Raw genomic sequence first — 22,572 nt, 5'->3', positions numbered from 1 at the left:
ACTATTTGCCGGCGTGGCGGAATTGGCAGACGCGCTGGACTCAAAATCCAGTGTCCGCAAGGACGTGCCGGTTCGACCCCGGCCGCCGGTATAGTATAAAGACAAGGTTTTAGGACCTTGTTTTTTGATTTAGTGAAGATTTTGATATTTTTTCTTTAAGTACAGATAACTGGTGAATGATCTTTTTCTTCTTATTCTAATCTTTTTTAGTGTATTTTTGGTATAATATTACTTATTCACAATTTATTTTGATTATGAAAGAGTTTGGTGATTAATGTCTCGGTCTGTTGAATTACTAAAGAAACGTTACTTAAAGAATATAAAAGAGCACCCAGATTTATTTGTTGGGATTGAGTTAGAATTTCCTATTGTAAATTTAGAGGGTAAGGCTACAGATGGTGAAGTTGTTAAGGATCTCTTTCGGTATTTACCATCAGTACTGGGATTTACTATCGAAAAAGTGGATGATTTTGGGAATCCAATTCAATTGTTTGATCCAGTCAGCCAAGATACGATCTTGTTTGAGGTTGCTTATACGACGATTGAGTTTGCATTCGGAAAGGCCGAATCTATCCAAGAGGTAGAAGAACGCTTTAATTTCTATATGGCTACGATTCAGAATAAGTTGGGTGAAGCTAATCATGCTATTGTTGGCTGCGGCATTCATCCCAACTGGGATAAAAATGAGAATTGTCCAGTGGCTTATCCCCGCTATCAGATGTTGATGGATTATTTGAATTTGAGTAGAAATATTACTAATAAGTCAGATTTACATCATTTCCCTGAATATGGTGCTTTTATCTGTGGTAGTCAGGTTCAACTGGATGTTTCAAAATCCAACTACTTACGGGTGATTAATGCTTTTACTCAAATTGAAGCGGCTAAGGCTTATTTATTTGCAAACTCTGAGTTTTCAGGTGAGGATTGGGATACGAAAATTTCAAGGGATATTTTCTGGGAAGAGTCTATGCATGGCATTTATTCAGAGAATGTTGGGGTTAATGCTAGACTTTTTGATGATGAGGAGGATTTTTTTGACTATCTAGATCATTCTGCAATTTTTACTGCGGAACGTGACGAGCAGATTTATTATTTTTATCCGATTCAAGCAAGGGACTATTTGGCTAGACCTGAAATCCAGGCATTTGCTCTAAATGGGGATGGGGTTATTATTTACCCTCAAGAGAAAGATTTTGAAACTCATCGTAGTTATCAGTACCAAGATTTAACGATTCGAGGAACAGTTGAGTTTCGTAGTGTTTGTACGCAACCTCTAGATAGAACTTTTACTTCTGCTGCCTTTCACTTGGGATTGTTGGTTAATTTAGACAAGCTTGAAGCTTACTTGCGAACTGCTCCATTTTTTACAACAGCTGGTCGTGATTATAAGTTTTTGAGACGACAATTTTCTAAGAAAAAACTTACAGATCAGGAAGAAACTGCGATTATAGAGTTTTCAAAAGACTTACTCCAGCTAGCGGAGGAAGGGCTGAAGATGAGAAATAAGCACGAAATGATCTATTTACAGCCTTTGAAAGAAGAATTGGGATTATAATTTCTCCTATAAAGGGCGAATTTTCTGAAAAATCGTGATATAATGGAAGAGACTATAGATAAAGGATAGAGATTCATGACATTAGTTTATCAATCAACGCGTGATGCGAACAATACAGTAACTGCCAGCCAAGCTATTTTGCAAGGTTTGGCGACGGATGGTGGTCTGTTTACACCACTTACTTATCCAAAGGTGGATTTGGACTTTGACACATTAAAAGATGCTTCTTACCAAGAAGTGGCTAAGTTAGTTTTATCAGCCTTTTTAGATGACTTTACAGCTGAGGAGTTGGACTACTGTATCAACAATGCCTACGATAGCAAGTTTGATACTCCAGCTATTGCGCCATTGGTGAAACTGGATGGGCAATACAACTTGGAATTGTTCCATGGTTCAACGATTGCCTTTAAGGATATGGCCTTGTCTATCTTGCCATACTTTATGACGACAGCCGCTAAAAAGCATGGTTTGGAGAACAAGATTGTCATTTTGACAGCGACATCTGGTGATACTGGAAAGGCTGCTATGGCAGGGTTTGCCGATGTACCTGGTACTGAGATCATCGTTTTTTATCCAAAGGATGGTGTCAGTAAGGTACAAGAGTTGCAAATGACTACTCAGACTGGCGACAATACTCATGTTATTGCTATCGATGGAAACTTTGATGATGCGCAAACAAATGTGAAACATATGTTTAACGATGTAGCTCTTCGTGAAAAGTTGGCTGCCAATAAACTGCAATTTTCATCAGCTAACTCTATGAACATTGGTCGTTTGGTACCACAGATTGTCTACTATGTTTATGCTTATGCTCAGTTGGTTAAGGCTGGTGAGATTGTGGCTGGTGATAAGGTCAACTTCACAGTACCGACAGGAAACTTTGGAAATATCTTGGCTGCTTTTTACGCTAAGCAAATCGGTCTACCAGTCGGAAAATTAATCTGTGCTTCAAATGACAACAATGTTTTGACAGACTTCTTCAAGACATGTGTTTACGACAAGAAACGTGAGTTTAAAGTAACAACTAGTCCATCGATGGATATCTTGGTATCTTCAAACTTGGAGCGTTTGATTTTTCATCTTTTGGGGAACGATGCGGTTAAGACAGCTGAACTCATGAATGCCTTGAGTACACAAGGACAATATGAATTGACTGATTTTGATGCAGCTATCTTGGAACTCTTTGCAGCTGAATATGCGACTGAGGAAGAAACTGCGGCAGAAATTAAACGTATTTATCAAACAGATGCCTATATCGAGGATCCCCATACGGCGGTTGCCTCAGCAGTGTATAGAAAATACAAAGTGGCTACTGGGGATGCGGCTAAGACAGTGATTGCTTCAACAGCTAGTCCATACAAGTTCCCAGTGGTTGCCGTAGAAGCTGTAACAGGAAAAATAGGCTTAACTGACTTTGAAGCCTTGGCTCAATTACATGACATTTCAGGAGTGGCAGTGCCACCAGCGGTTGATGGTCTTGAAACAGCTCCAGTTCGTCATAAAACAACAGTGGCAGCTACTGACATGCAAGCAGCGGTTGAGGCTTATCTAGGACTTTAAGACAGAGGGCGTAAACTCGGTTGGGAAACCAACTGAGTTTCTTTTCATCAGGAGGAGAGATTGTTTAAGAAAAATAAAGACATTCTTAACATTGCATTGCCAGCTATGGGTGAAAACTTTTTGCAAATGCTTATGGGAATGGTGGACAGTTACTTGGTCGCTCACTTGGGACTGATAGCTATTTCAGGTGTTTCAGTTGCTGGCAATATTATCACGATTTACCAGGCGATTTTTATCGCTCTAGGAGCTGCTATTTCCAGTGTTATTTCAAAAAATATAGGGCAGAAAGATCAGTCCAAGTTGGCTTATCACGTGACAGAGGCTCTCAAGATAACCCTATTGCTGAGTGCACTTTTAGGCGCTTTATCCATCTTTGCTGGGGAAGAGATGATTGAACTCTTGGGAACGGAGAGGGATGTGGCTGAGAGTGGTGGACTCTACCTATCTTTGGTAGGCGGATCGATTGTTCTCTTGGGGTTGATGACCAGTCTGGGTGCCTTGATTCGTGCAACACATAATCCGCGGCTCCCCCTCTATGTTAGTCTTTTATCCAATGTCTTGAATATTCTTTTTTCAAGTCTTGCTATTTTTGTCCTTGATATGGGCATAGCGGGTGTTGCTTGGGGGACCATCTTGTCTCGCTTAGTCGGTCTTGTGATTTTGTGGTCACAATTAAAGCTGCCTTTTGAGAAACCGACTTTTGGTTTAGATAAGGAACTATTGACTTTGGCTTTACCAGCAGCAGGAGAACGTCTCATGATGCGGGCTGGAGATGTAGTTATCATTGCCTTGGTCGTCTCTTTTGGGACGGAGGCAGTAGCAGGGAATGCAGTCGGAGAAGTTTTGACCCAGTTTAACTATATGCCTGCCTTTGGTGTGGCTACGGCAACAGTCATGCAGGTGGCTCGAGCGGTTGGAGAGGATAACTGGGAAAGAGTCGCTAGTTTGAGCAAACAAACCTTTTGGCTTTCTCTGCTTCTCATGCTGCCCTTAACTTTCAGTATCTATGCCTTGGGGGTGCCACTTACTCATCTCTATACGACGGATTCTCTAGCTGTTGAGGCTAGTGTTCTAGTGACATTTTTTTCACTACTTGGAACTCCTATGACGATAGGAACAGTCATCTATACGGCAGTCTGGCAGGGTTTGGGCAATGCTCGTCTTCCCTTTTATGCGACAAGTATTGGGATGTGGTGTATCCGCATTGGGACAGGATATCTGATGGGGCTTGTTCTTGGTTGGGGCTTGCCTGGTATTTGGGCAGGGACTCTCTTGGATAATGGTTTTCGCTGGTTATTTCTACGTTACCGTTACCAGCGTTATATGATGTTGAAAGGATAGAAAATGCAAAAAATAGCCTTTATTTGGGATTTAGACGGGACTTTATTGGACTCTTACGAAGCAATTTTATCAGGGATTGAGGAGACCTTTGCTCAGTTTTTTATTCCTTATGATAAGGAGAAAGTGAGAGAGTTTATCCTTAGGTATTCAGTGCAGGATTTGCTGGAGCAGGTGGCAGAAGAGCGAAAGTTGGATGCGGAAGTGCTCAATCAGGTGCGTGCCCAGAGTCTGGCTGAAAAGAATGCTCGGGTAGTTTTGATGCCAGGTGCGCGTGAAGTGCTAGCTTGGGCAGACGAAGCAGGGATTCAGCAGTTTGTCTATACTCATAAGGGGGACAATGCTTTTACTATTCTAAGAGACTTGGGGTTGGAATCCTATTTCACAGAGATTCTAACCAGTCAGAGTGGTTTTGCGCGCAAGCCTAGTCCAGAAGTGGCTAACTATCTGCTAGACAAGTATCAGCTGGATCCTGAGAACACCTATTATATAGGGGACCGGACTTTGGATGTGGAATTCGCCCAGAATAGTGGTCTTCAAAGTATCAACTTTTTAGAGTCCTCTTTTGAAGGCAATCACAGAATTCAAGGATTGGCAGATATTCCCTGCATTTTTGGTGCTGAGCAATAAAAAGATTGTGTCAGTTTTGTGACAGAAACCTAACAAACTATTTCAAGTAATCGAGTTTGTTACAAGGAATAGACAGTTCTATTAAATAGGCCCGAGAGGGCTTTTTTTCTGCTTTTTTTGTGTTATGATAGACGGGTACTCATTTGAAAGGAATAGGAAAGAATGAAGAAAAGAATTATTTTATCCTCAACAGTAGCCTTGTCTCTTGCACCAGTTTTGGCAACTCAAGCAGAGGAGATCCTTTGGACTGCTCGTACCGTTGAGCAAATTAAAAACGATGTGACTAAAAACGAAAACAAGAACAGCTATACAGTTCAGTATGGTGATACCCTGAGCACGATTGCAGAAGCTTTGGGTGTAGATGTCACAGTTCTTGCGAATTTGAACAAAATCACCAATATGGACTTGATTTTCCCAGATACTGTCTTGACTACAACTGTCAATGAGGCAGAAGAGGTGACGGAAGTTGAAATCCAGACTCCTCAAGCAGACGCTAGTGAAAAAGTGACAACTGCGACAGCTGATTTGACGACGAATCAAGTGACAGTCGATGAACAAATAGTTCAAGTAGAAGATCTTTCTCAACCAATTGAGGAAGCACCAAGTGTAACAGAGACCAAAAAAACAACAGAAGCACCTGAGACTGAAGAAACGGCAGCAGCAACTCCAGCGGAGACCCCAGTAGCAACTACGCCAATAACAGAAACACCTGCCGATACAACAGGAACAAGCGCAACAGAGGAAGAAACAGCATCAACAGCAACTTCTGACACTGCAACTTTGACTTATCAAGCAGAGCAAAGCCAAACTCCTTCAAGAACTTATTCAGCTCCAGCGGCTCCTGACTATGCAGGACTTGCTGTAGCTAAGTCTGAGAATGCTGGTCTACAACCACAGACGGCAGCCTTTAAAGAAGAAGTAGCGAACTTGTTTGGAATTACATCCTTTAGTGGCTACCGTCCTGGAGATAGTGGGGATCATGGTAAAGGTTTGGCCATTGACTTTATGGTTCCAGTGAGTTCAGCACTTGGTGATCAAATCGCGGAATATGCAGTCCAAAATATGGCTAGCCGTGGAATCAATTACATCATTTGGAAACAACGCTTCTATGCGCCATATAATAGTAAGTATGGACCTGCCTATACTTGGAATCCAATGCCAGATCGTGGTAGCGTGACAGAGAATCACTATGATCACGTCCACGTATCCATGAACTAATAATTGAAATGGAAGTTGGGAACTGATTGAGTTCCCGCTTCTTTTTTGTGTGTAATTCTTCAGGATAAAAGGAACAAATGTGGGAAAGTGTAAGTAATAAATCAAGAAAATTTAATACTCATTTAAAATTAAAAAGTGTATAAATTTTTGCCAGCATGTATATTATAGTTTTTTGAGGAAAATTTCATTGCTTGCCTGGAAATAGTAATGTCTATAAGAAACGGTAAATTCCCAAGTATATACTTGGGCTATGATGTTCTTTGAGCAGTTTGCCAATAAAAATGCACTTTGATTTTAATAGAGTATTAGTTCATAGATTTGGATCTAATCTTCATTGCCCAATTTTATTATAAAACACCTCAAAAGTTAGATTCTTTGTGTCTAACTTTTGAGATGCGATTCATAAAGAGGCTGATTTTTGCATGTTTTTATCTATTTCTGCGTTTATGATTTAGTACGATTTGGTAAAAGAAGAGTTGATTGTTCTGGATATAGGGAAGGAGTGAAAAGCTAGCAATTCCAAAGGTGATCCAATTGAGGAAGTACCAAGGGAGTAGTTGTAGGTCGAGGACAAAGCGTTGAAATTTGTATCCTTTCATCAAGAAACGGCTGGTTTTCAGGATTTGACTTGGTTTAGCCTGTCCTAAATCCAGAGTATCGCAGAGGAGGAATTCTACCTGCGAGTAGGCATAATGTTGCGGTACGTAGAGGAGATTGCCCACAATCATCAAGATGAGGCTCGCGAAAAAGTAGAGTCCAAAGGTCATAAGGAACTGATTTGTTTCAACGGATGAGAGATCTAGTTTTGGAAATTCAGGATGTAGGGCAACAAAGCTCCTAGCCAAGAGATTGCTATAAAAGAGAAAATAAACACCTACTAAGTTTGGAATGCTCCATAAAAAAAGGTAGAAACGTTTGAGGAGCAGGGTTAGGAAGGTTTGCGAGAAGCGCTCTTCAGCAAAGAGGGCCAGGCTTGATTTTACTGAGAGTTCCGTATCAGGATCCTTGAGGAGTCGGAGTGTCGCAAAGGCAGCACCTGCTAGAAAAATCGAGCTCAAAAAAGAAACCACTAGTGGGAAGAGATAGGCTTGGAGCACTTGTGCTAGCATGCTGAAAAAGGATTGCTCTAAAACACTTTCTTGGAGACGAGCCAAGGGGTTGAGAAAGCCTGATAAGATGACCAGTATGCTAGGTAAGAGATAGACGAGAAAGAGGCGGGGATTTTCGGCCTGAAATTGCCTAGTCTGCAGACGGATGGTTTTTAAATCAATTTTTGGGTATTTCATTCTTTCATTATACCATAGTTCGTGACAGTTCCTAGTTTTTTTGATAAAATCATACAGTATGCCTTTGGGCACAAAGTATGAACTGGGACTGTCTTTCCCAGCTTCGGAGGTAAAAAATGTCAGATTCACCAATCAAATACCGCTTGATTAAGAAAGAAAAACACACGGGAGCCCGTCTGGGAGAAATCATCACTCCGCATGGCACCTTCCCGACGCCTATGTTTATGCCAGTTGGGACTCAAGCAACTGTCAAGACTCAGTCGCCAGAAGAGTTGAAGGAGATGGGATCAGGGATTATCCTCTCTAATACCTATCATCTGTGGCTTCGTCCAGGAGATGAACTCATCGCACGCGCAGGTGGTCTCCACAAATTTATGAACTGGGACCAGCCAATTTTGACGGATAGTGGTGGTTTCCAGGTTTATTCCCTAGCAGATAGCCGGAATATTACTGAAGAAGGAGTGACTTTTAAAAACCATCTCAATGGTTCCAAGATGTTCTTATCGTCAGAAAAAGCCATTTCCATCCAAAACAATCTTGGAAGTGACATCATGATGTCTTTTGATGAATGTCCTCAGTTTTACCAACCCTATGATTATGTTAAGAAATCCATCGAGCGTACTAGCCGTTGGGCTGAGCGTGGTTTGAAGGCTCACCGTCGCCCATATGATCAAGGTTTGTTTGGAATTGTACAGGGGGCAGGCTTTGAAGACCTTCGCCGTCAGTCAGCTCACGACCTTGTCAGCATGGATTTCCCAGGTTACTCTATCGGTGGCTTAGCAGTGGGGGAAACCCACGAAGAGATGAATGCAGTCTTGGATTTCACAACCCAACTTCTCCCAGAAAACAAACCTCGCTATTTGATGGGTGTGGGAGCGCCAGATAGCTTGATCGATGGAGTTATTCGTGGTGTGGATATGTTTGACTGTGTCTTGCCGACTCGTATCGCTCGTAACGGGACTTGTATGACCAGCCAAGGTCGTTTGGTTGTCAAAAATGCCCAATTCGCTGAGGACTTTACGCCACTGGATCCTGAGTGTGATTGCTACACATGTAAGAACTACACACGCGCCTATCTTCGTCACTTGCTCAAGGCTGACGAAACCTTTGGTATCCGCTTGACTAGCTACCACAATCTCTACTTCTTGCTTAACCTGATGAAGCAAGTGCGTCAAGCCATTATGGATGACAATCTCTTGGAATTTCGTGAGTATTTTGTAGAAAAATATGGCTACAACAAGTCAGGACGCAATTTTTAAAGTGTAAAATTAGAATGCCAAAATCCTAAGTTTTCTCTTAGGATTTTTCCTATTTTTTTGATAGAATAGGGAGTATAATGGAATGGAAATTAGGTGGTGTTTTGCTTCCTAATTTAATGGAGAATAGACTCGTATGCGTATTAAATGGTTTTCCTTGATTAGGATTACAGGTTTACTTTTGGTGCTTTTGTACCACTTCTTTCAAACGATCTTTCCTGGAGGATTCTTTGGGGTAGATGTCTTTTTCACTTTTTCAGGATTTTTGATCACTTCCCTCCTTTTAGAAGAATTTGGGAAGGCACGCCAGATTGATTTACTAGGCTTTTTTAAGAGACGGTTTTACCGCATCGTACCACCTGTTGTTCTGATGGTTTTGGTGACCATGCCTTTTACTTTCTTGGTTCGTCAAGACTATGTTGCTGGAATTGGTGGCCAGATTGCTGGAGTTCTCGGTTTTATGACCAACTTCTATGAGATGTTAACAGGGGGAAGTTATGAATCCCAGTTCATTCCGCATCTCTTTGTTCACAACTGGAGTCTAGCTGTTGAGGTTCACTACTATATCCTTTGGGGCTTAGCGGTTTGGTTCTTATCGAAACGTTCAAAATCTAGTAGTCAATTGAGAGGGATGGTCTTTCTTCTTTCTGCGGGAGCTTTTATCATTAGCTTTTTCTCCATGTTTATTGGTAGTCTAATGGCTAGTTCCTATTCATCTGTCTACTTTTCAAGTTTGACCCATGTCTATCCCTTCTTTTTAGGAAGCTTTTTGGCGACAGTTGTGGGGGTTCGTCAGACGAGCGATTTAGTCAAGCAGTTTGATCGGATGTGGGACCTTCGTCAAAATCTACTGGTGTTTGCTGCGGGGCTTTTGGTGTTAGTGCTCTTGACTTTCTTTGTCAAGTTCACTTACCTGTTTGCCTATCTATTTGGCTTCTTGCTAGCAAGTTTAGCGGCCGTGACCATGATTCTTGCTGCGCGTGTCTTGCATGAGAAAACGCCTGAGATACAAGAACCTCGTATAATCACATTTCTAGCGGATACTAGCTACGCGGTTTATCTTTTCCACTGGCCTTTTTATATTATCTTTTCTCAGTTGATGAGTAATCTGCCTGCTGTTATTCTGACAATCATCTTTTCTTATTTCTTTGCTATCCTATCCTTCTATATTATTGAGCCGTTGATTGCCGGTAAATCCAATCCTTTAATACGGAAGATTAGTCGATTGCCTCATATTAAATCAATTAGTGCTGCTGGTGCTGGCATTCTTACCTTGATTACCTTGATTATCATAGCTGTGGCTCCTCAAGTTGGAGCTTTTGAGACAGACTTGATGGTCAATGGTTTCAAACAAGCCCAGACCAATATAGGACAAACAAAGACTCTTGCTGAACAAGCTGAACTGAGTCGTCTAGGAATTTCTGAGGGGACAAGCCTAATAGGAGATTCGGTAGCCTTGCGTGCCAATACAGCCTTACAAGAGGCACTTCCTGAAGCGAATATCAATGCCCAGGTTAGTCGAACGACCAAGCAAGCCAATGACATCATGCTCAATAACAGTCAGAACAAGGCGCTGCTAAAAACAGTCGTCATTGCAACAGGGGTCAACAATCCTGAAGGTTATAAGAATGATTTGGACAGTATCGTGAACAACCTACCGAAAGGACACCATCTGATACTGGTGACACCTTATGAGGGAGACAAGAGCAAGGACACTTACACATCAGTGGAACAGTATGCGGCTTATGCGAGAGAATTAGCTGAAAAGAATCCATATGTGAGCATCGCTGACTGGAATAAGGTTGCTAAGGAGCACCCTGAAATCTGGGCTGGAACTGACCAAGTTCACTTTGGCAATGATGGCAACATGATTGAAGAAGGTGCTAAACTTTACGCAGAGACGATTGCAGCTGCTGTTAAGGCTGCTCAAGAACTGCCTGTAAAATCAAAATAAGATCAAAGAGTTGGAGAAATCCAGCTCTTTTAAAATATCCACAAAAAATAGGTCTATACCATTTACAAATGAAAAAGAAAGGTTTATAATGTAATTGACATAATAATTCTAGCATCAATCTATCAAGGAGGTTATCATTATGCCTGACTATATTAAAGCGGATCAGTTTTTCTACCCACACGGAGTTCGTCGTGGCGGTTACTTGGAACTTGTGGATGGCAAGTTTGGCAAACATGTAGAACAGATTCCTGAAGGAGCTGAGGTGATTGACTATACCGGTTATAGCATTGCTCCAGGACTTGTGGATACCCATATTCATGGATTTGGTGGTGTGGATGTCATGGACAATAACATCGAAGGAACCCTTCATACCATGAGTGAAGGATTGCTTAGCACGGGTGTTACCAGCTTCTTGCCAACGACCTTGACTTCCTCTTATGAGCAGTTGCTTGCAGTAACTGAAAATATCGGAGCTCGTTTCCAGGAAGCAAGTGGAGCTAAGATTCGTGGGATCTATTTTGAAGGCCCTTATTTCACAGAGAAATACAAGGGAGCTCAAAATCCTGCCTACATGAAAGATCCTCGTATGGATGAGTTTCGTGCTTGGCAAAAAGCAGCCAATGGCTTGCTTAATAAAATTGCCCTTGCACCAGAACGTGAAGGTGTAGAAGACTTTGTTCGTACAGTTACAGGTGAAGGTGTGACCGTTGCTCTAGGACACTCAAATGCGACATTTGATGAAGCTAAAAAAGCAGTCGATGCTGGAGCAAGTGTTTGGGTGCATGCCTACAATGGCATGCGTGGGTTGACTCACCGTGAGCTGGGTATGGTGGGTGCCATGTATGAGTTGCCACATACTTACGCAGAATTGATTTGTGATGGCCACCACGTGGATCCAAAGGCCTGTGATATTTTGCTCAAGCAAAAGGGAACTGAAAATATTGCCCTTATCACAGACTGTATGACAGCGGGTGGCTTGGAAGACGGCGACTACATGTTGGGAGAATTCCCAGTAGTCGTTGCAAATGGAACTGCTCGTCTCAAATCTACAGGCAATTTGGCAGGTTCTATCCTCAAACTCAAAGATGGTTTGAAAAATGTGGTCGAATGGGGTATTGCGAATCCGCATGAAGCAGTCATGATGGCTAGCCTCAACCCAGCAAAATCTGTTCACATCGATGATGTCTGTGGTCAAATCCGTGAAGGTTACGACGCTGACTTTATCGTACTAGATAAAGATTTGGAATTGGTAGCAACCTACCTAGATGGTGTGAAACGTTATCAAGCCTAAGAAGATAAAAATAGGGGTCAATAAAGGACTCCTATTTTTATGATAAGCTGAAATGGTATTTAAAGAAGTCTTCCTGATGGGAAAGGCAAGCAAAATCCTTTCATTGTTCTAGAAAATTCGTTATAATATACGATACAAAGGAAGTAGTAAGAATGTATCGTGTAATAGAAATGTATGGGGATTTTGAACCGTGGTGGTTCATAGAAGGTTGGGAAAAAGATGTCGTTATGAGTCGCTCTTTTAACAAGTACTATGATGCTCTAAAATATTATAAATTATGCTGGTTTGAATTGGAAAAACAAAATCCCCTTTATAAGAGTCGGAGCGATTTGATGACTATTTTTTGGGATCCTGCAGACCAACGCTGGTGTGATGAGTGTGATGAGTATTTACAACAGTACCATTCTTTGGCTCTTTTACAGGATGGGCAAGTTATCCCCGATGAAAAGCTACGTCCAGGCTATGAAAAACAAACAGGTCAAGAAAAACATCGTTCTTGCCGCATGAAATGGAGATAAAAAAGTAACTTTTTAAGTTGCTTTTTTTATTTTTTTTGCGAATAGTTAGATAAGGAGGGCGGTATGGTACAAGAAATTGCACAGAAAATTATTGCTACTGCGAAAGAAAAGAAGGCTCAGGATATCTATTTTATCCCCAAGGAAAAGTCCTACGAGCTTCACATGCGGGTTGGAGACGAACGGTGTCTAGTTGACTCCTATGATTTTGAGGTATTTGCTGCTGTGATTAGTCATTTCAAGTTTGTAGCGGGTATGAATGTTGGAGAAAAACGCCGCAGTCAGCTGGGTTCTTGTGATTATCAGTATGACGAAAAGGTTTCTTCTCTGCGTTTGTCCACCGTGGGAGATTATCGGGGGCATGAGAGTTTGGTCATTCGTTTGTTACACGATGAGGAGCAGGACCTGCATTTCTGGTTTCAGGATATGAACGAACTGGGTGAGCAGTACAGGCAACGGGGACTCTATCTTTTTGCTGGTCCAGTAGGCAGTGGTAAGACGACCCTGATGCACGAATTAGCCAAATCCCTTTTTAAGGGACGACAAGTTATGTCTATCGAAGACCCAGTAGAAATCAAGCAGGAAGACATGCTCCAGTTGCAGTTGAATGAGACGATTGGACTGACCTATGAAAATCTGATCAAACTATCCTTGCGTCATCGTCCTGACCTTTTGATTATCGGTGAAATTCGGGATAGCGAGACAGCGCGTGCAGTGGTCAGAGCCAGTTTGACAGGGGCGACAGTCTTTTCAACCATTCATGCCAAGAGTATCCGAGGTGTTTATGAACGCCTTCTGGAGTTGGGTGTGACGGAGGAGGAACTAGCAGTTGTCCTGCAAGGAGTCTGCTACCAGAGATTAATCGGGGGAGGAGGAATTGTTGACTTTGCAAACAAAGACTATCAGGAACATCAGCCAACCAGGTGGAATGCGCAGATTGACCAGCTTCTTAAAGATGGACATATCACAAGTCTTCAGGCTGAAACGGAAAAAATTAGCTACAGCTAAGCAGAAGAAAATCATCACCCTGTTTAACAACCTCTTTTCCAGTGGCTTTCATTTGGTGGAAATCATTTCTTTCTTGGGGAGAAGTGCCTTGCTGGAAAAGGACTATGTGGCACAGATGCACCAAGGCTTGTCTCAAGGAAAATCCTTCTCAGAAATGATGGACAGCTTGGGTTTTTCAAGTGCCATTGTGACCCAGTTATCCCTAGCTGAGGTGCATGGGAATCTTCATCTGAGTTTGGGAAAGATAGAAGAATATTTGGATAATTTGTCCAAGGTCAAGAAAAAGTTAATCGAAGTGGCGACTTATCCTCTGATTTTGCTGGGATTTCTCCTGCTAATCATGATGGGGTTGAGAAACTATTTGCTCCCCCAACTGGACAGTAGCAATATCGCCACTCAAATCATCGGTAATCTGCCACAAATTTTTCTGGGACTAGTGCTGGTTTGCTCTCTATCTTTACTTTTAGCTCTCACTTTTTACAAAAGAAGTTCCAAGATGCGGGTCTTCTCGATGTTAGCACGGATTCCCTTTCTAGGAATCTTTGTCCAGACTTATCTGACAGCTTATTATGCGCGTGAGTGGGGCAATATGATTTCGCAGGGGATGGAGCTGACGCAGATTTTTCAGATCATGCAGGAACAAGGCTCCCAGCTTTTTAAAGAAATCGGTCAAGATTTGGCTCAAGCCCTGCAAAGTGGTCAGGAATTTTCTCAGACTATAGCGACTTATCCATTCTTTAAGAGAGAGTTAAGTCTCATCATCGAGTATGGAGAAGTCAAATCCAAGCTGGGGAGTGAGTTGGAAATCTATGCAGAAAAGACTTGGGAAGCCTTTTTTACCCGAGTCAACCGCACCATGAATTTGGTGCAGCCACTGGTCTTTATCTTTGTGGCTCTGATTATCGTTTTACTTTATGCGGCAATGCTCATGCCCATGTATCAAAATATGGAGGTAAACTTTTAAAATGAAAAAACTTATGACAAATTTGAAAAAAGCCAAGGCGAAAGCCTTTGCTCTCGTGGAAATGTTGGTCGTCCTTTTAATCATCAGCGTTCTTCTCTTGCTCTTTGTGCCTAATTTGACCAAGCAAAAGGATGCAGTGAATGACAAAGGAAAAGCTGCTGTTGTTAAGGTGGTGGAAAGTCAGGCAGAACTCTATAGTCTGGACAAGAATGAAGATGCTAGCCTAAGCAAATTACAGGCAGACGGTCGCATCACAGCAGAGCAAGCCAAGGCTTATAAAGAATACCATGCAAAACAAAAAACAAGTCAAACTGTTGCGGATTAAGGCCTTTACTATGCTGGAAAGTCTCTTGGTTTTGGGGCTTGTGAGTATCATTGCCTTGGTCTTGTCCGGCTCAGTTCAGTCCAGTTTTGCAGCGGTAGAGGAGCAGATTTTCTTTATGGAATTTGAAGAACTCTATCGGGAATCTCAAAAACGCAGCCTAGCCAGTCAGCAAAAGACCAGCTTGAATTTAGATGGGCAGACAATCAGCAATGGCAGTCAGAAGTTGACTGTTCCCAAAGGGATTCAGGCACCATCTGGACAAACGATTCATTTTGATCGAGCTGGGGGCAATTCGTCCCTGGCTAAGGTTGAATTTCAGACCAGTAAAGGAGCGATTCGCTATCAATTATATCTAGGAAATGGGAAAATTAAACGCATTAAGGAAATTAAAAATTAAGGCAGTGATCTTACTAGAAGCAGTAGTAGCGCTAGCTATATTTGCCAGTATTGCAACCCTCCTCTTGGGACAAATTCAGAAAAATAGACGAGAAGAGGCAGAAATCTTGCAAAAAGAGGAAGTCTTACGTGTGGCTAAGATGGCTCTGCAAACAGGTCAAAATCAGGTAAAGGTAAATGGAGTGGAGATCCAGGTGTTTGCTAATGAAAAAGGATTGGAGGTCTACCATGATTCAGAGAAGTTGCTCGACCTTAAAGAGCAGTAAGATCAAGGCTTTCACTCTTTTAGAATCTCTGGTTGCACTTATCGTCATTAGCGGTAGCTTGCTCCTCTTTCAAGCTATGAGCCAGCTCCTCATTTCAGAAATTCGTTACCAGCAACAAAGCGAGCAAAAGGAGTGGCTCTTGTTTGTGGATCAGCTGGAGACGGAGTTAGAGCGTTCGCAGTTTGAAAAGGTGGAAGGCAATCGTCTCTACATGAAACAGGATGGCAAGGATATCGCTATGGGCAAGTCCAAATCGGACGATTTTCGAAAAACCGATGCCAGTGGACGAGGCTACCAACCTATGGTTTATGGATTGAAATCAGCACAAATCACAGAGGAAAATCAACTGGTTCGCTTTCGTTTCCAGTTTCAAAAAGGCTTAGAAAGGGAGTTCATCTATCGTGTGGAAAAAACAAAAAGTTAAGGCAGGCGTTCTTTTATATGCAGTCACCATGGCAGCCATCTTTAGTCTTTTGTTGCAGTTTTATTTGAATCGGCAAGTCGCCCATCACAAAGACTTTGCCTTAAATAAAGAAAAGTTGGTCGCTTTTGCCATGGCCAAGCGAAGTAAAGATAAGGCTGAGCAAGAAAGTGGGGAACGAGTCTTTAACCTGGGAAAAGTCACTTATCACAATACGAAAACAGGTTTTGCAACAAGTGTTCGTATGAGTAAGAGCAGCTATGAATTTCTCTTTTCTTCAATGAAAACCAAGGAAAAGAAAACAGATACGGAGAAACAATCATCTACAAACTCAAGTGAACAAACCAATCAGAAAGCATCAAAAGATAAGAAAGACAATTCCTAGTCAATTCAACTACTTTGTGTTAAACTAAAAATATGAAACATGATTTTAATCACAAAGCAGAAACTTTTGATTCGCCCCAAAATATCTTTCTTGCAAATTTGGTTTGTCAAGCAGTTGAAAAACAGATCGCTCTTCTACCAGACAAGGAAATATTGGACTTTGGTGGTGGGACAGGCCTATTAGCCTTGCCTCTAGCCAAGCAGGCCAAGTCGGTTACCCTTGTAGACATTTCGGAGAAAATGCTGGAACAAGCACGTTTGAAAGCAGACCAGCAAGACATCAAGAATGTCCAGTTTTTAGAGCAGGATTTATTTGCAAATCCCTTGAAGCAGCGATTTGATCTGATTGTTGTCAGTCGGGTTCTTCATCATATGCCTGATCTAGATGCGACTCTTGCCATGTTTCACCATCACCTTAGGGAGAATGGACAAGTCCTCATTGCTGATTTTGTCAAGACAGATACCAACCGCCACGGCTTTAAATTAACTGAACTGGAAACCAAACTCGCCCAGTTTGGTTTTTCGAGCATTGACAGTCAGATTCTCTACAGTGCAGAAGGTCTTTTCTTAGGAAATTACGCAGAGCTCTTTTTAACAGCAGCCCAAAAATCACTTGCTGACTAAAGCAGTGATTTTTTCTCTTCAGATGGAAAAAAGGAGGGAAATTTGATAAGATAGAAATATGGATTTTGAAAAAATTGAACAAGCTTATACGTATTTATTAGAAAATGTCCAAGTCATCCAAAGTGATTTGGTGACCAACTTTTATGATGCCTTGGTAGAGCAAAATAGTATCTACCTGGATGGTGAGACCGAATTAGAGCAGGTCAAGGAGAATAATCAAGCCCTTAAGCGCCTAGCACTTCGCAAGGAAGAGTGGCTCAAGACCTATCAGTTTCTCTTGATGAAGGCAGGACAAACGGAACCTTTACAGGCCAATCACCAGTTTACACCAGATGCCATTTCCCTCCTCTTGGTACTTGTTGTAGAAGAGTTGTTTGAACAAGAGGAAATTAGTATCCTCGAAATAGGATCTGGTATGGGAATTCTGGGCGCTACTTTCTTGACATCTCTTGCTAAAAAAGTAGATTACTTGGGAATCGAAGTGGATGACCTATTGATTGATCTGGCAGCTAGCATGGCAGACGTGATTGGTTTGCAGGCTGGTTTTGTTCAAGGGGACGCCGTTCGTCCGCAAATGCTTAAAGAAAGCGACGTGGTCATCAGCGACTTGCCTGTTGGTTATTACCCAGACGATGCCATCGCCTCTCGATATCAAGTGGCTTCTAATCAGGAACACACCTATGCCCATCATTTGCTGATGGAGCAAGGTCTCAAGTACCTTAAGTCAGATGGTTATGCTATTTTTCTAGCTCCGAGTGATTTACTAACCAGTCCTCAAAGTGACTTATTAAAAGGGTGGCTCAAAGATGAAGTGAGTCTGGCTGCTATCATCACTCTTCCAGAGGATATTTTCTCAACTGCAAGCCAAGCTAAAAGTATTTTTGTCTTACAGAAGAAAAGTGAAATAGCGGTAGAGCCTTTTGTTTATCCACTTGCTAGTTTGCAAGATGCAAGTATTTTAATGAAATTTAAAGAAAATTTTCAAAAATGGACTCAAGGTACTGAAATATAAAATAGATTTTGTTATAATAGATGAAAACGCTTAAAAGAGGGGTATCGTGTTATGACAAAAACAATTGCAATCAATGCAGGAAGTTCAAGTTTAAAATGGCAATTATACTTAATGCCAGAAGAAAAAGTATTGGCGAAAGGTTTGATTGAACGTATCGGTTTGAAAGATTCAATTTCAACTGTAAAATTTGACGGTCGTTCTGAACAACAAATTCTTGATATTGATGACCACACAAAAGCCGTTAAAATCTTATTGGATGATTTGATTCGTTTTGACATTATCAAAGGTTATGATGAAATTACTGGTGTCGGACACCGCGTCGTTGCAGGTGGTGAATATTTTAAGGAATCAACCTTGGTTGAGGGAGATGTTTTGGAAAAAGTTGAGGAATTGGGGCTTTTGGCTCCTCTCCACAATCCAGCCAACGCGGCAGGAATTCGTGCCTTCAAGGAATTGCTTCCAGATATTACCAGCGTTGTTGTTTTTGATACATCATTCCATACAACCATGCCAGAGAAAGCATATCGCTACCCTCTTCCAAACAAATACTATACTGAAAATAAGGTTCGTAAGTATGGAGCTCACGGGACAAGTCATCAGTTTGTAGCAGGAGAAGCAGCTAAAATTTTAGGTCGCCCTCTGGAAGACTTGAAATTGATTACTTGCCATATTGGAAATGGTGGTTCTATTACAGCTGTCAAAGGTGGTCAGTCTGTTGATACATCTATGGGCTTCACTCCACTTGGTGGTATTATGATGGGGACTCGTACAGGTGATATTGATCCGGCAATTATTCCCTATTTAATGCAACATACAGATGACTTTAATACACCAGAGGATATCAGTCGAATTCTCAATCGTGAGTCAGGACTTTTGGGTGTTTCTGAGAGATCAAGCGATATGCGTGATATTCACGAAGCTATGCGTACAGGTGACGAGAAAGCGCAGCTGGCAAATGAGATTTTTGTGGATCGTATCCAAAAGTACATTGGTCAGTATCTGGCAGTTTTGAACGGTGCAGATGCCATTATCTTTACAGCTGGAATTGGAGAAAATTCTGTAACGATTCGTCAGATGGTTATTGAAGGCATTTCTTGGTTTGGTTGCGATGTTGATCCTGAAAAGAATGTCTTTGGCGCTACAGGAGATATCTCAACAGAGGCTGCTAAAGTTCGTGTCTTAGTCATCCCGACTGATGAAGAATTGGTTATCGCTCGTGACGTTGAACGCTTGAAAAAATAAGATGATCTGAATAAAATTACAAGATAAGATACAATAAAAAGGAGTTGGGAGATAAATTTTCCCAACTTTTTATTGTTGAAACAGTCTAAAACCTTGTCATTATTGGCTTTTTTGAAATTTATGGTATAATAGTAGTAATTTAATAGATGGGGTTGAGTTTTGAAGAAAAACTTTCGTGTAAAAAAAGAGAAAGATTTTAAGGCGATTTTCAAGGAAGGAACAAGTTTCGCTAACCGCAAATTCGTTGTCTACCAGTTGGAAAATCAGAAAAATCATTTTCGAGTAGGACTGTCTGTCAGTAAGAAATTAGGGAATGCAGTTACTAGAAATCAAATCAAAAGACGGATTCGACACATTTTGCTAAGTGTAAGGGAGCGTTTAGCTGATAACGTTGATTTTGTCGTGATTGCTCGAAAAGGGGTTGAAACCTTAGAATATGCAGAGATGGAGAAAAATCTACTCCACGTATTAAAGTTATCAAAGATTTACCAGGAAGGAAATGGGAGTGAAAAAGAAACTACAGTTGACTAGTTTGCTGGGCTTGTCCTTATTTGTTATGACAGCCTGTGCAACGAATGGTACAGCTAGCGATATAACAGCAGATTCGACAGATTTTTGGAGCAAATTCGTCTATTTTTTTGCTGAAATCATCCGCTTTTTGTCCTTTGACATTAGTATCGGAGTGGGGATTATCCTCTTCACAATCTTGATTCGGACGATTTTATTGCCAGTCTTTCAGACACAGATGGTTGCCACTCGAAAAATGCAAGAGGCTCAACCACGCATCAAGGCTCTGCAAGAACAATATCCAGGTCGTGATATGGAAAGTAGAACCAAGCTGGATCAGGAGATGCGGAAGGTCTATAAAGAATTAGGGGTCAAACACTCTTCTTCTCTCTGGCCGATTTTGATTCAAATGCCAGTTCTCTTGGCTCTCTTTCAAGCCTTGACTCGAGTGGACTTTTTGAAAACAGGGCATTTTTTGTGGGTGAACCTTGGGGGAGTAGACACAAGCTTTATCCTTCCGATTTTGGCAGCAGTCTTTACCTTCTTAAGCAGTTGGTTATCGAATAAGGCTTTACCTGAAAGAAGTGGAGCTATGACAGGGATGATGTACGGGATGCCTGTATTGATCTTTATCTTTGCCATCTCTTCACCTAGTGGCGTAGCCTTGTACTGGGCAGCATCCAATGCTTATCAAGTTTTGCAAACTTACTTCTTAAATAATCCTTTTAAGATTATTGCAGCGCGTGAGGCGGAAGTACAGGCTAAAAAAGATTTGGAAAATAGAAAAAGAAAAGCCAAGAAAAAGGCTCAGAAAACGAAGTAATAAGGAGGAATCTGGTAATGGTATTATTTACAGGTTCAACGGTTGAAGAAGCAATCCAAAAAGGATTGAAAGAATTAGACATTCCAAGAATGAAGGCCCACATCAAGGTCGTTTCGAAAGAGAAAAAAGGGTTCCTAGGCTTGTTTGGTAAGAAGCCAGCTCAAGTTGATATTGAAGCGATTAGTGAGACGACTGTGATTAAGGCCAATCAACAAGCTGTAAAAGGTGTTCCGAAAGAAATCAATGAACAAAACGAACCTGTTAAGACAGTAACAGAGGCGACAGTTGATCTTGGTCATGTTGTTGAGGCGATTAAAAAAATCGAAGAGGAAGGTCAGGGTGTTTCTGATGAAATCAAGGCTGAAATCTTGAAAAATGAGAAACATGCTAGCACGATTTTAGAAGAAACAGGTCACATCGCGATTTTAAATGAATTGGAACCAGAAAATACTACAGAGGAAAGGGAGTCTGCTCCAGAAATAGAGACTGGAACTCAAGAAGTAGTAAGTCAATCTTTGGAAGATTTAGGCTTGAAAGTGGAAGCAAGTTACGACATTGAACAAGTGGCAGTTGAAGTAGCTGGTTACGTTCAAACCATTGTTGATGATATGGATGTTGAAGCTACGATTTCGAGTGACTACAATCGTCGCACTATCAATCTTCAAATTGATACTAACGAGCCAGGTCGTATCATCGGCTACCACGGAAAAGTCTTGAAAGCTCTTCAACTGTTAGCGCAAAATTACCTCTACAATCGTTATTCAAGAACCTTCTATATTACGATCAATGTCAATGATTACGTTGAACACCGTGCAGAAGTCTTGCAAACCTACGCTCAAAAATTGGCGACTCGCGTTTTAGAAGAAGGACGTAGCCAACAAACTGATCCAATGTCAAATAGCGAACGCAAGATTATCCATCGCATTATTTCACGCATGGATGGCGTGACGAGTTACTCTGAAGGTGATGAGCCAAATCGCTATGTTGTTGTGGATGCAGAATAAGTAAAGCAAAATCAGGTTTATCCTGATTTTTTGCTAGGAAAGGAACAGTTGAGATATGATAAAAGCAGTTAGAGAATACCTATCATTTGCAGGGATTCAGTACCGTAATCCGGATAAAGCAGGTGATGAACGAGAAAAAATGCTGGAATTACGGAAAAAAGGTCAAGAGGCTCGGAAGTCTTTTACAGAACTGGCTAAAACTTTTCAAGCTAATCATCCAGAATGGAAACTGCAACAGACCAGTCAGTGGATGAACCAAGCGCAGCGCTTACGACCACATTTCTGGGCCTATCTACAGAGAGACGGAGAAGTGACAGAACCTATGTTAGCTCTGCGTTTGTATGGAGCTCCTTCTGATTTTGGTGTTTCACTAGAAGTTAGTTTCATCGAACGTAAGAAAGACGAACAGACTTTAGACAAGCAAGCCAAGGTTTTAGAAATTCCAGTGGTGGAAGGAATTTATTATCTAGTCTACTCTGATGGTCAAAGTCATAAGATAGAGGCCACAGAAGAAAATCGTCGTACCTTACGAGAGAAAGTGCGAAATCAGGAAGTCCGAAAAGTTTTGGTCAAGTCAGATGTTTCCCTTATTGAAAATCAGTCAGTAGAAGCGATATTGGAGGAGCTAGAAGACGCTTATACTCGATTGTTGCCTTATTACGAGATGACGAGGAAGTAAAATTTCTCAAAAAATATCATAAATCGTACAGTCCAAGAGTGAACAGTCCGCTGTGTAATTCTTGGTCTTTTTGTTTGCGCTTTCAAAACATATAATAAAGTTACAAAAACAATTCAAATAAAGGAGAGCAGTTATGGAAGTCATTTCAGGTGTTCTAAATTGGTTTTCTAGCAATATTTTGCAGAATCCCGCATTTTTCGTAGGTCTATTGGTACTGATTGGGTATGCGCTTTTGAAAAAGCCAACTCATGAAGTCTTTTCAGGATTTGTAAAAGCGACAGTTGGTTATATGTTGCTAAACGTTGGTGCGGGGG

Annotated in this window: 25 protein-coding genes and 1 tRNA gene; 25 read left to right on the top strand and 1 reads right to left on the bottom strand. The window is 41.4% G+C overall.

Annotated elements, in window-relative coordinates; genetic code table 11:
* Positions 1–7 precede the first annotated feature (7 nt).
* The 6 genes from SORDD16_RS08875 to SORDD16_RS08850 all read left to right on the top strand — a co-directional run bounded on the left by SORDD16_RS08875 (position 8) and on the right by SORDD16_RS08850 (position 6,301).
* A tRNA-Leu gene (locus tag SORDD16_RS08875) sits at positions 8–91 on the top strand.
* Positions 92–274: 183 nt separating this feature from the next.
* Positions 275–1,555: a glutamate-cysteine ligase family protein gene (locus SORDD16_RS08870; protein ID WP_061453168.1), complete on the top strand. Its 1,281-nt coding sequence runs from the start codon at positions 275–277 to the stop codon at positions 1,553–1,555.
* A 75-nt stretch (positions 1,556–1,630) separates the two neighbouring features.
* Complete coding sequence (thrC, locus tag SORDD16_RS08865) at positions 1,631–3,115, top strand: threonine synthase (RefSeq protein ID WP_061453167.1); 1,485 nt, start codon at positions 1,631–1,633, stop codon at positions 3,113–3,115.
* Between the two features lie 60 nt (positions 3,116–3,175).
* On the top strand, positions 3,176–4,456 hold the full coding sequence (locus tag SORDD16_RS08860; RefSeq protein ID WP_061453166.1) for an MATE family efflux transporter: 1,281 nt from the start codon (positions 3,176–3,178) through the stop codon (positions 4,454–4,456).
* Positions 4,457–4,459: 3 nt separating this feature from the next.
* Complete coding sequence (locus tag SORDD16_RS08855) at positions 4,460–5,083, top strand: HAD family hydrolase (protein WP_061453165.1); 624 nt, start codon at positions 4,460–4,462, stop codon at positions 5,081–5,083.
* 162 nt (positions 5,084–5,245) lie between these two features.
* A complete protein-coding gene (locus tag SORDD16_RS08850; RefSeq protein ID WP_061453164.1) occupies positions 5,246–6,301 on the top strand; it encodes a LysM peptidoglycan-binding domain-containing protein in 1,056 nt (351 codons plus the stop codon).
* 428 nt (positions 6,302–6,729) lie between these two features.
* On the opposite strand, the gene SORDD16_RS08845 is transcribed toward SORDD16_RS08850, so the two are convergent.
* Entirely contained in the window at positions 6,730–7,587 is an 858-nt protein-coding gene (locus tag SORDD16_RS08845; RefSeq protein ID WP_061453163.1) for a DUF975 family protein, read from the bottom strand.
* Positions 7,588–7,703: 116 nt separating this feature from the next.
* Between SORDD16_RS08845 and tgt the strand changes: the two genes are divergently transcribed.
* From tgt to SORDD16_RS08750, 19 genes are all read left to right on the top strand, one after another.
* The gene (tgt, locus tag SORDD16_RS08840) at positions 7,704–8,846 is read left to right on the top strand and encodes a tRNA guanosine(34) transglycosylase Tgt (RefSeq protein WP_061453162.1); all 1,143 of its coding nucleotides are present in this window, start codon (positions 7,704–7,706) and stop codon (positions 8,844–8,846) included.
* A gap of 133 nt (positions 8,847–8,979) precedes the next feature.
* The gene (locus SORDD16_RS08835) at positions 8,980–10,797 is read left to right on the top strand and encodes an acyltransferase family protein (RefSeq protein ID WP_061453161.1); all 1,818 of its coding nucleotides are present in this window, start codon (positions 8,980–8,982) and stop codon (positions 10,795–10,797) included.
* 139 nt (positions 10,798–10,936) lie between these two features.
* Positions 10,937–12,088 carry an N-acetylglucosamine-6-phosphate deacetylase gene (nagA, locus tag SORDD16_RS08830; RefSeq protein WP_061453160.1) on the top strand — a complete coding sequence of 384 codons (1,152 nt, stop codon included), beginning with the start codon at positions 10,937–10,939 and terminating at the stop codon, positions 12,086–12,088.
* A 152-nt stretch (positions 12,089–12,240) separates the two neighbouring features.
* Positions 12,241–12,606: a DUF1033 family protein gene (locus SORDD16_RS08825; RefSeq protein ID WP_061453159.1), complete on the top strand. Its 366-nt coding sequence runs from the start codon at positions 12,241–12,243 to the stop codon at positions 12,604–12,606.
* A 63-nt stretch (positions 12,607–12,669) separates the two neighbouring features.
* Positions 12,670–13,611, top strand: a complete 942-nt coding sequence (comGA, locus tag SORDD16_RS08820) for a competence type IV pilus ATPase ComGA (RefSeq protein ID WP_061453158.1) — start codon at positions 12,670–12,672, stop codon at positions 13,609–13,611.
* Positions 13,559–14,575, top strand: a complete 1,017-nt coding sequence (gene comGB, locus SORDD16_RS08815; RefSeq protein WP_081215193.1) for a competence type IV pilus assembly protein ComGB — start codon at positions 13,559–13,561, stop codon at positions 14,573–14,575. The genes comGA and comGB overlap by 53 nt, the downstream gene beginning before the upstream one ends.
* A gap of 1 nt (position 14,576) precedes the next feature.
* Positions 14,577–14,900, top strand: a complete 324-nt coding sequence (gene comGC, locus SORDD16_RS08810; RefSeq protein WP_061453157.1) for a competence type IV pilus major pilin ComGC — start codon at positions 14,577–14,579, stop codon at positions 14,898–14,900.
* Positions 14,863–15,297 carry a competence type IV pilus minor pilin ComGD gene (gene comGD, locus SORDD16_RS08805; protein ID WP_061453156.1) on the top strand — a complete coding sequence of 145 codons (435 nt, stop codon included), beginning with the start codon at positions 14,863–14,865 and terminating at the stop codon, positions 15,295–15,297. Before comGC ends, comGD begins: the two co-directional genes overlap by 38 nt.
* Entirely contained in the window at positions 15,260–15,562 is a 303-nt protein-coding gene (gene comGE, locus SORDD16_RS08800; protein WP_164966512.1) for a competence type IV pilus minor pilin ComGE, read from the top strand. The genes comGD and comGE overlap by 38 nt, the downstream gene beginning before the upstream one ends.
* Complete coding sequence (gene comGF / locus SORDD16_RS08795) at positions 15,525–15,986, top strand: competence type IV pilus minor pilin ComGF (protein WP_061453155.1); 462 nt, start codon at positions 15,525–15,527, stop codon at positions 15,984–15,986. The genes comGE and comGF overlap by 38 nt, the downstream gene beginning before the upstream one ends.
* Positions 15,964–16,368 (top strand): competence type IV pilus minor pilin ComGG, encoded by a 405-nt coding sequence (comGG, locus tag SORDD16_RS08790; RefSeq protein ID WP_061453154.1) that lies wholly within the window; start codon positions 15,964–15,966, stop codon positions 16,366–16,368. Before comGF ends, comGG begins: the two co-directional genes overlap by 23 nt.
* A gap of 32 nt (positions 16,369–16,400) precedes the next feature.
* Entirely contained in the window at positions 16,401–16,991 is a 591-nt protein-coding gene (locus SORDD16_RS08785) for a class I SAM-dependent methyltransferase (protein WP_061453153.1), read from the top strand.
* 58 nt (positions 16,992–17,049) lie between these two features.
* Positions 17,050–18,003: a class I SAM-dependent methyltransferase gene (locus tag SORDD16_RS08780; protein ID WP_061453152.1), complete on the top strand. Its 954-nt coding sequence runs from the start codon at positions 17,050–17,052 to the stop codon at positions 18,001–18,003.
* 51 nt (positions 18,004–18,054) lie between these two features.
* Entirely contained in the window at positions 18,055–19,245 is a 1,191-nt protein-coding gene (locus SORDD16_RS08775; protein ID WP_061453151.1) for an acetate kinase, read from the top strand.
* A 159-nt stretch (positions 19,246–19,404) separates the two neighbouring features.
* Positions 19,405–19,776, top strand: a complete 372-nt coding sequence (gene rnpA / locus SORDD16_RS08770; protein ID WP_061453150.1) for a ribonuclease P protein component — start codon at positions 19,405–19,407, stop codon at positions 19,774–19,776.
* The gene (locus tag SORDD16_RS08765; protein ID WP_241734043.1) at positions 19,751–20,575 is read left to right on the top strand and encodes a YidC/Oxa1 family membrane protein insertase; all 825 of its coding nucleotides are present in this window, start codon (positions 19,751–19,753) and stop codon (positions 20,573–20,575) included. Before rnpA ends, SORDD16_RS08765 begins: the two co-directional genes overlap by 26 nt.
* A 17-nt stretch (positions 20,576–20,592) precedes the next feature.
* Positions 20,593–21,579 (top strand): RNA-binding cell elongation regulator Jag/EloR, encoded by a 987-nt coding sequence (gene jag / locus SORDD16_RS08760; protein ID WP_061453148.1) that lies wholly within the window; start codon positions 20,593–20,595, stop codon positions 21,577–21,579.
* Positions 21,580–21,634: 55 nt separating this feature from the next.
* Positions 21,635–22,258: a hypothetical protein gene (locus SORDD16_RS08755; RefSeq protein WP_061453147.1), complete on the top strand. Its 624-nt coding sequence runs from the start codon at positions 21,635–21,637 to the stop codon at positions 22,256–22,258.
* A 133-nt stretch (positions 22,259–22,391) separates the two neighbouring features.
* Positions 22,392–22,572, top strand: a 181-nt coding sequence (locus tag SORDD16_RS08750) for a PTS transporter subunit IIC (protein ID WP_277730546.1), incomplete at its 3' end; no start/stop codon positions are given.

This window comes from Streptococcus oralis (assembly GCF_001578945.1).
In the GTDB taxonomy this organism is placed as follows: domain Bacteria; phylum Bacillota; class Bacilli; order Lactobacillales; family Streptococcaceae; genus Streptococcus; species Streptococcus oralis_Q.
Note: the sequence above shows the minus strand (reverse complement) of the source record. Positions and strands in the feature narration are given on the sequence as shown.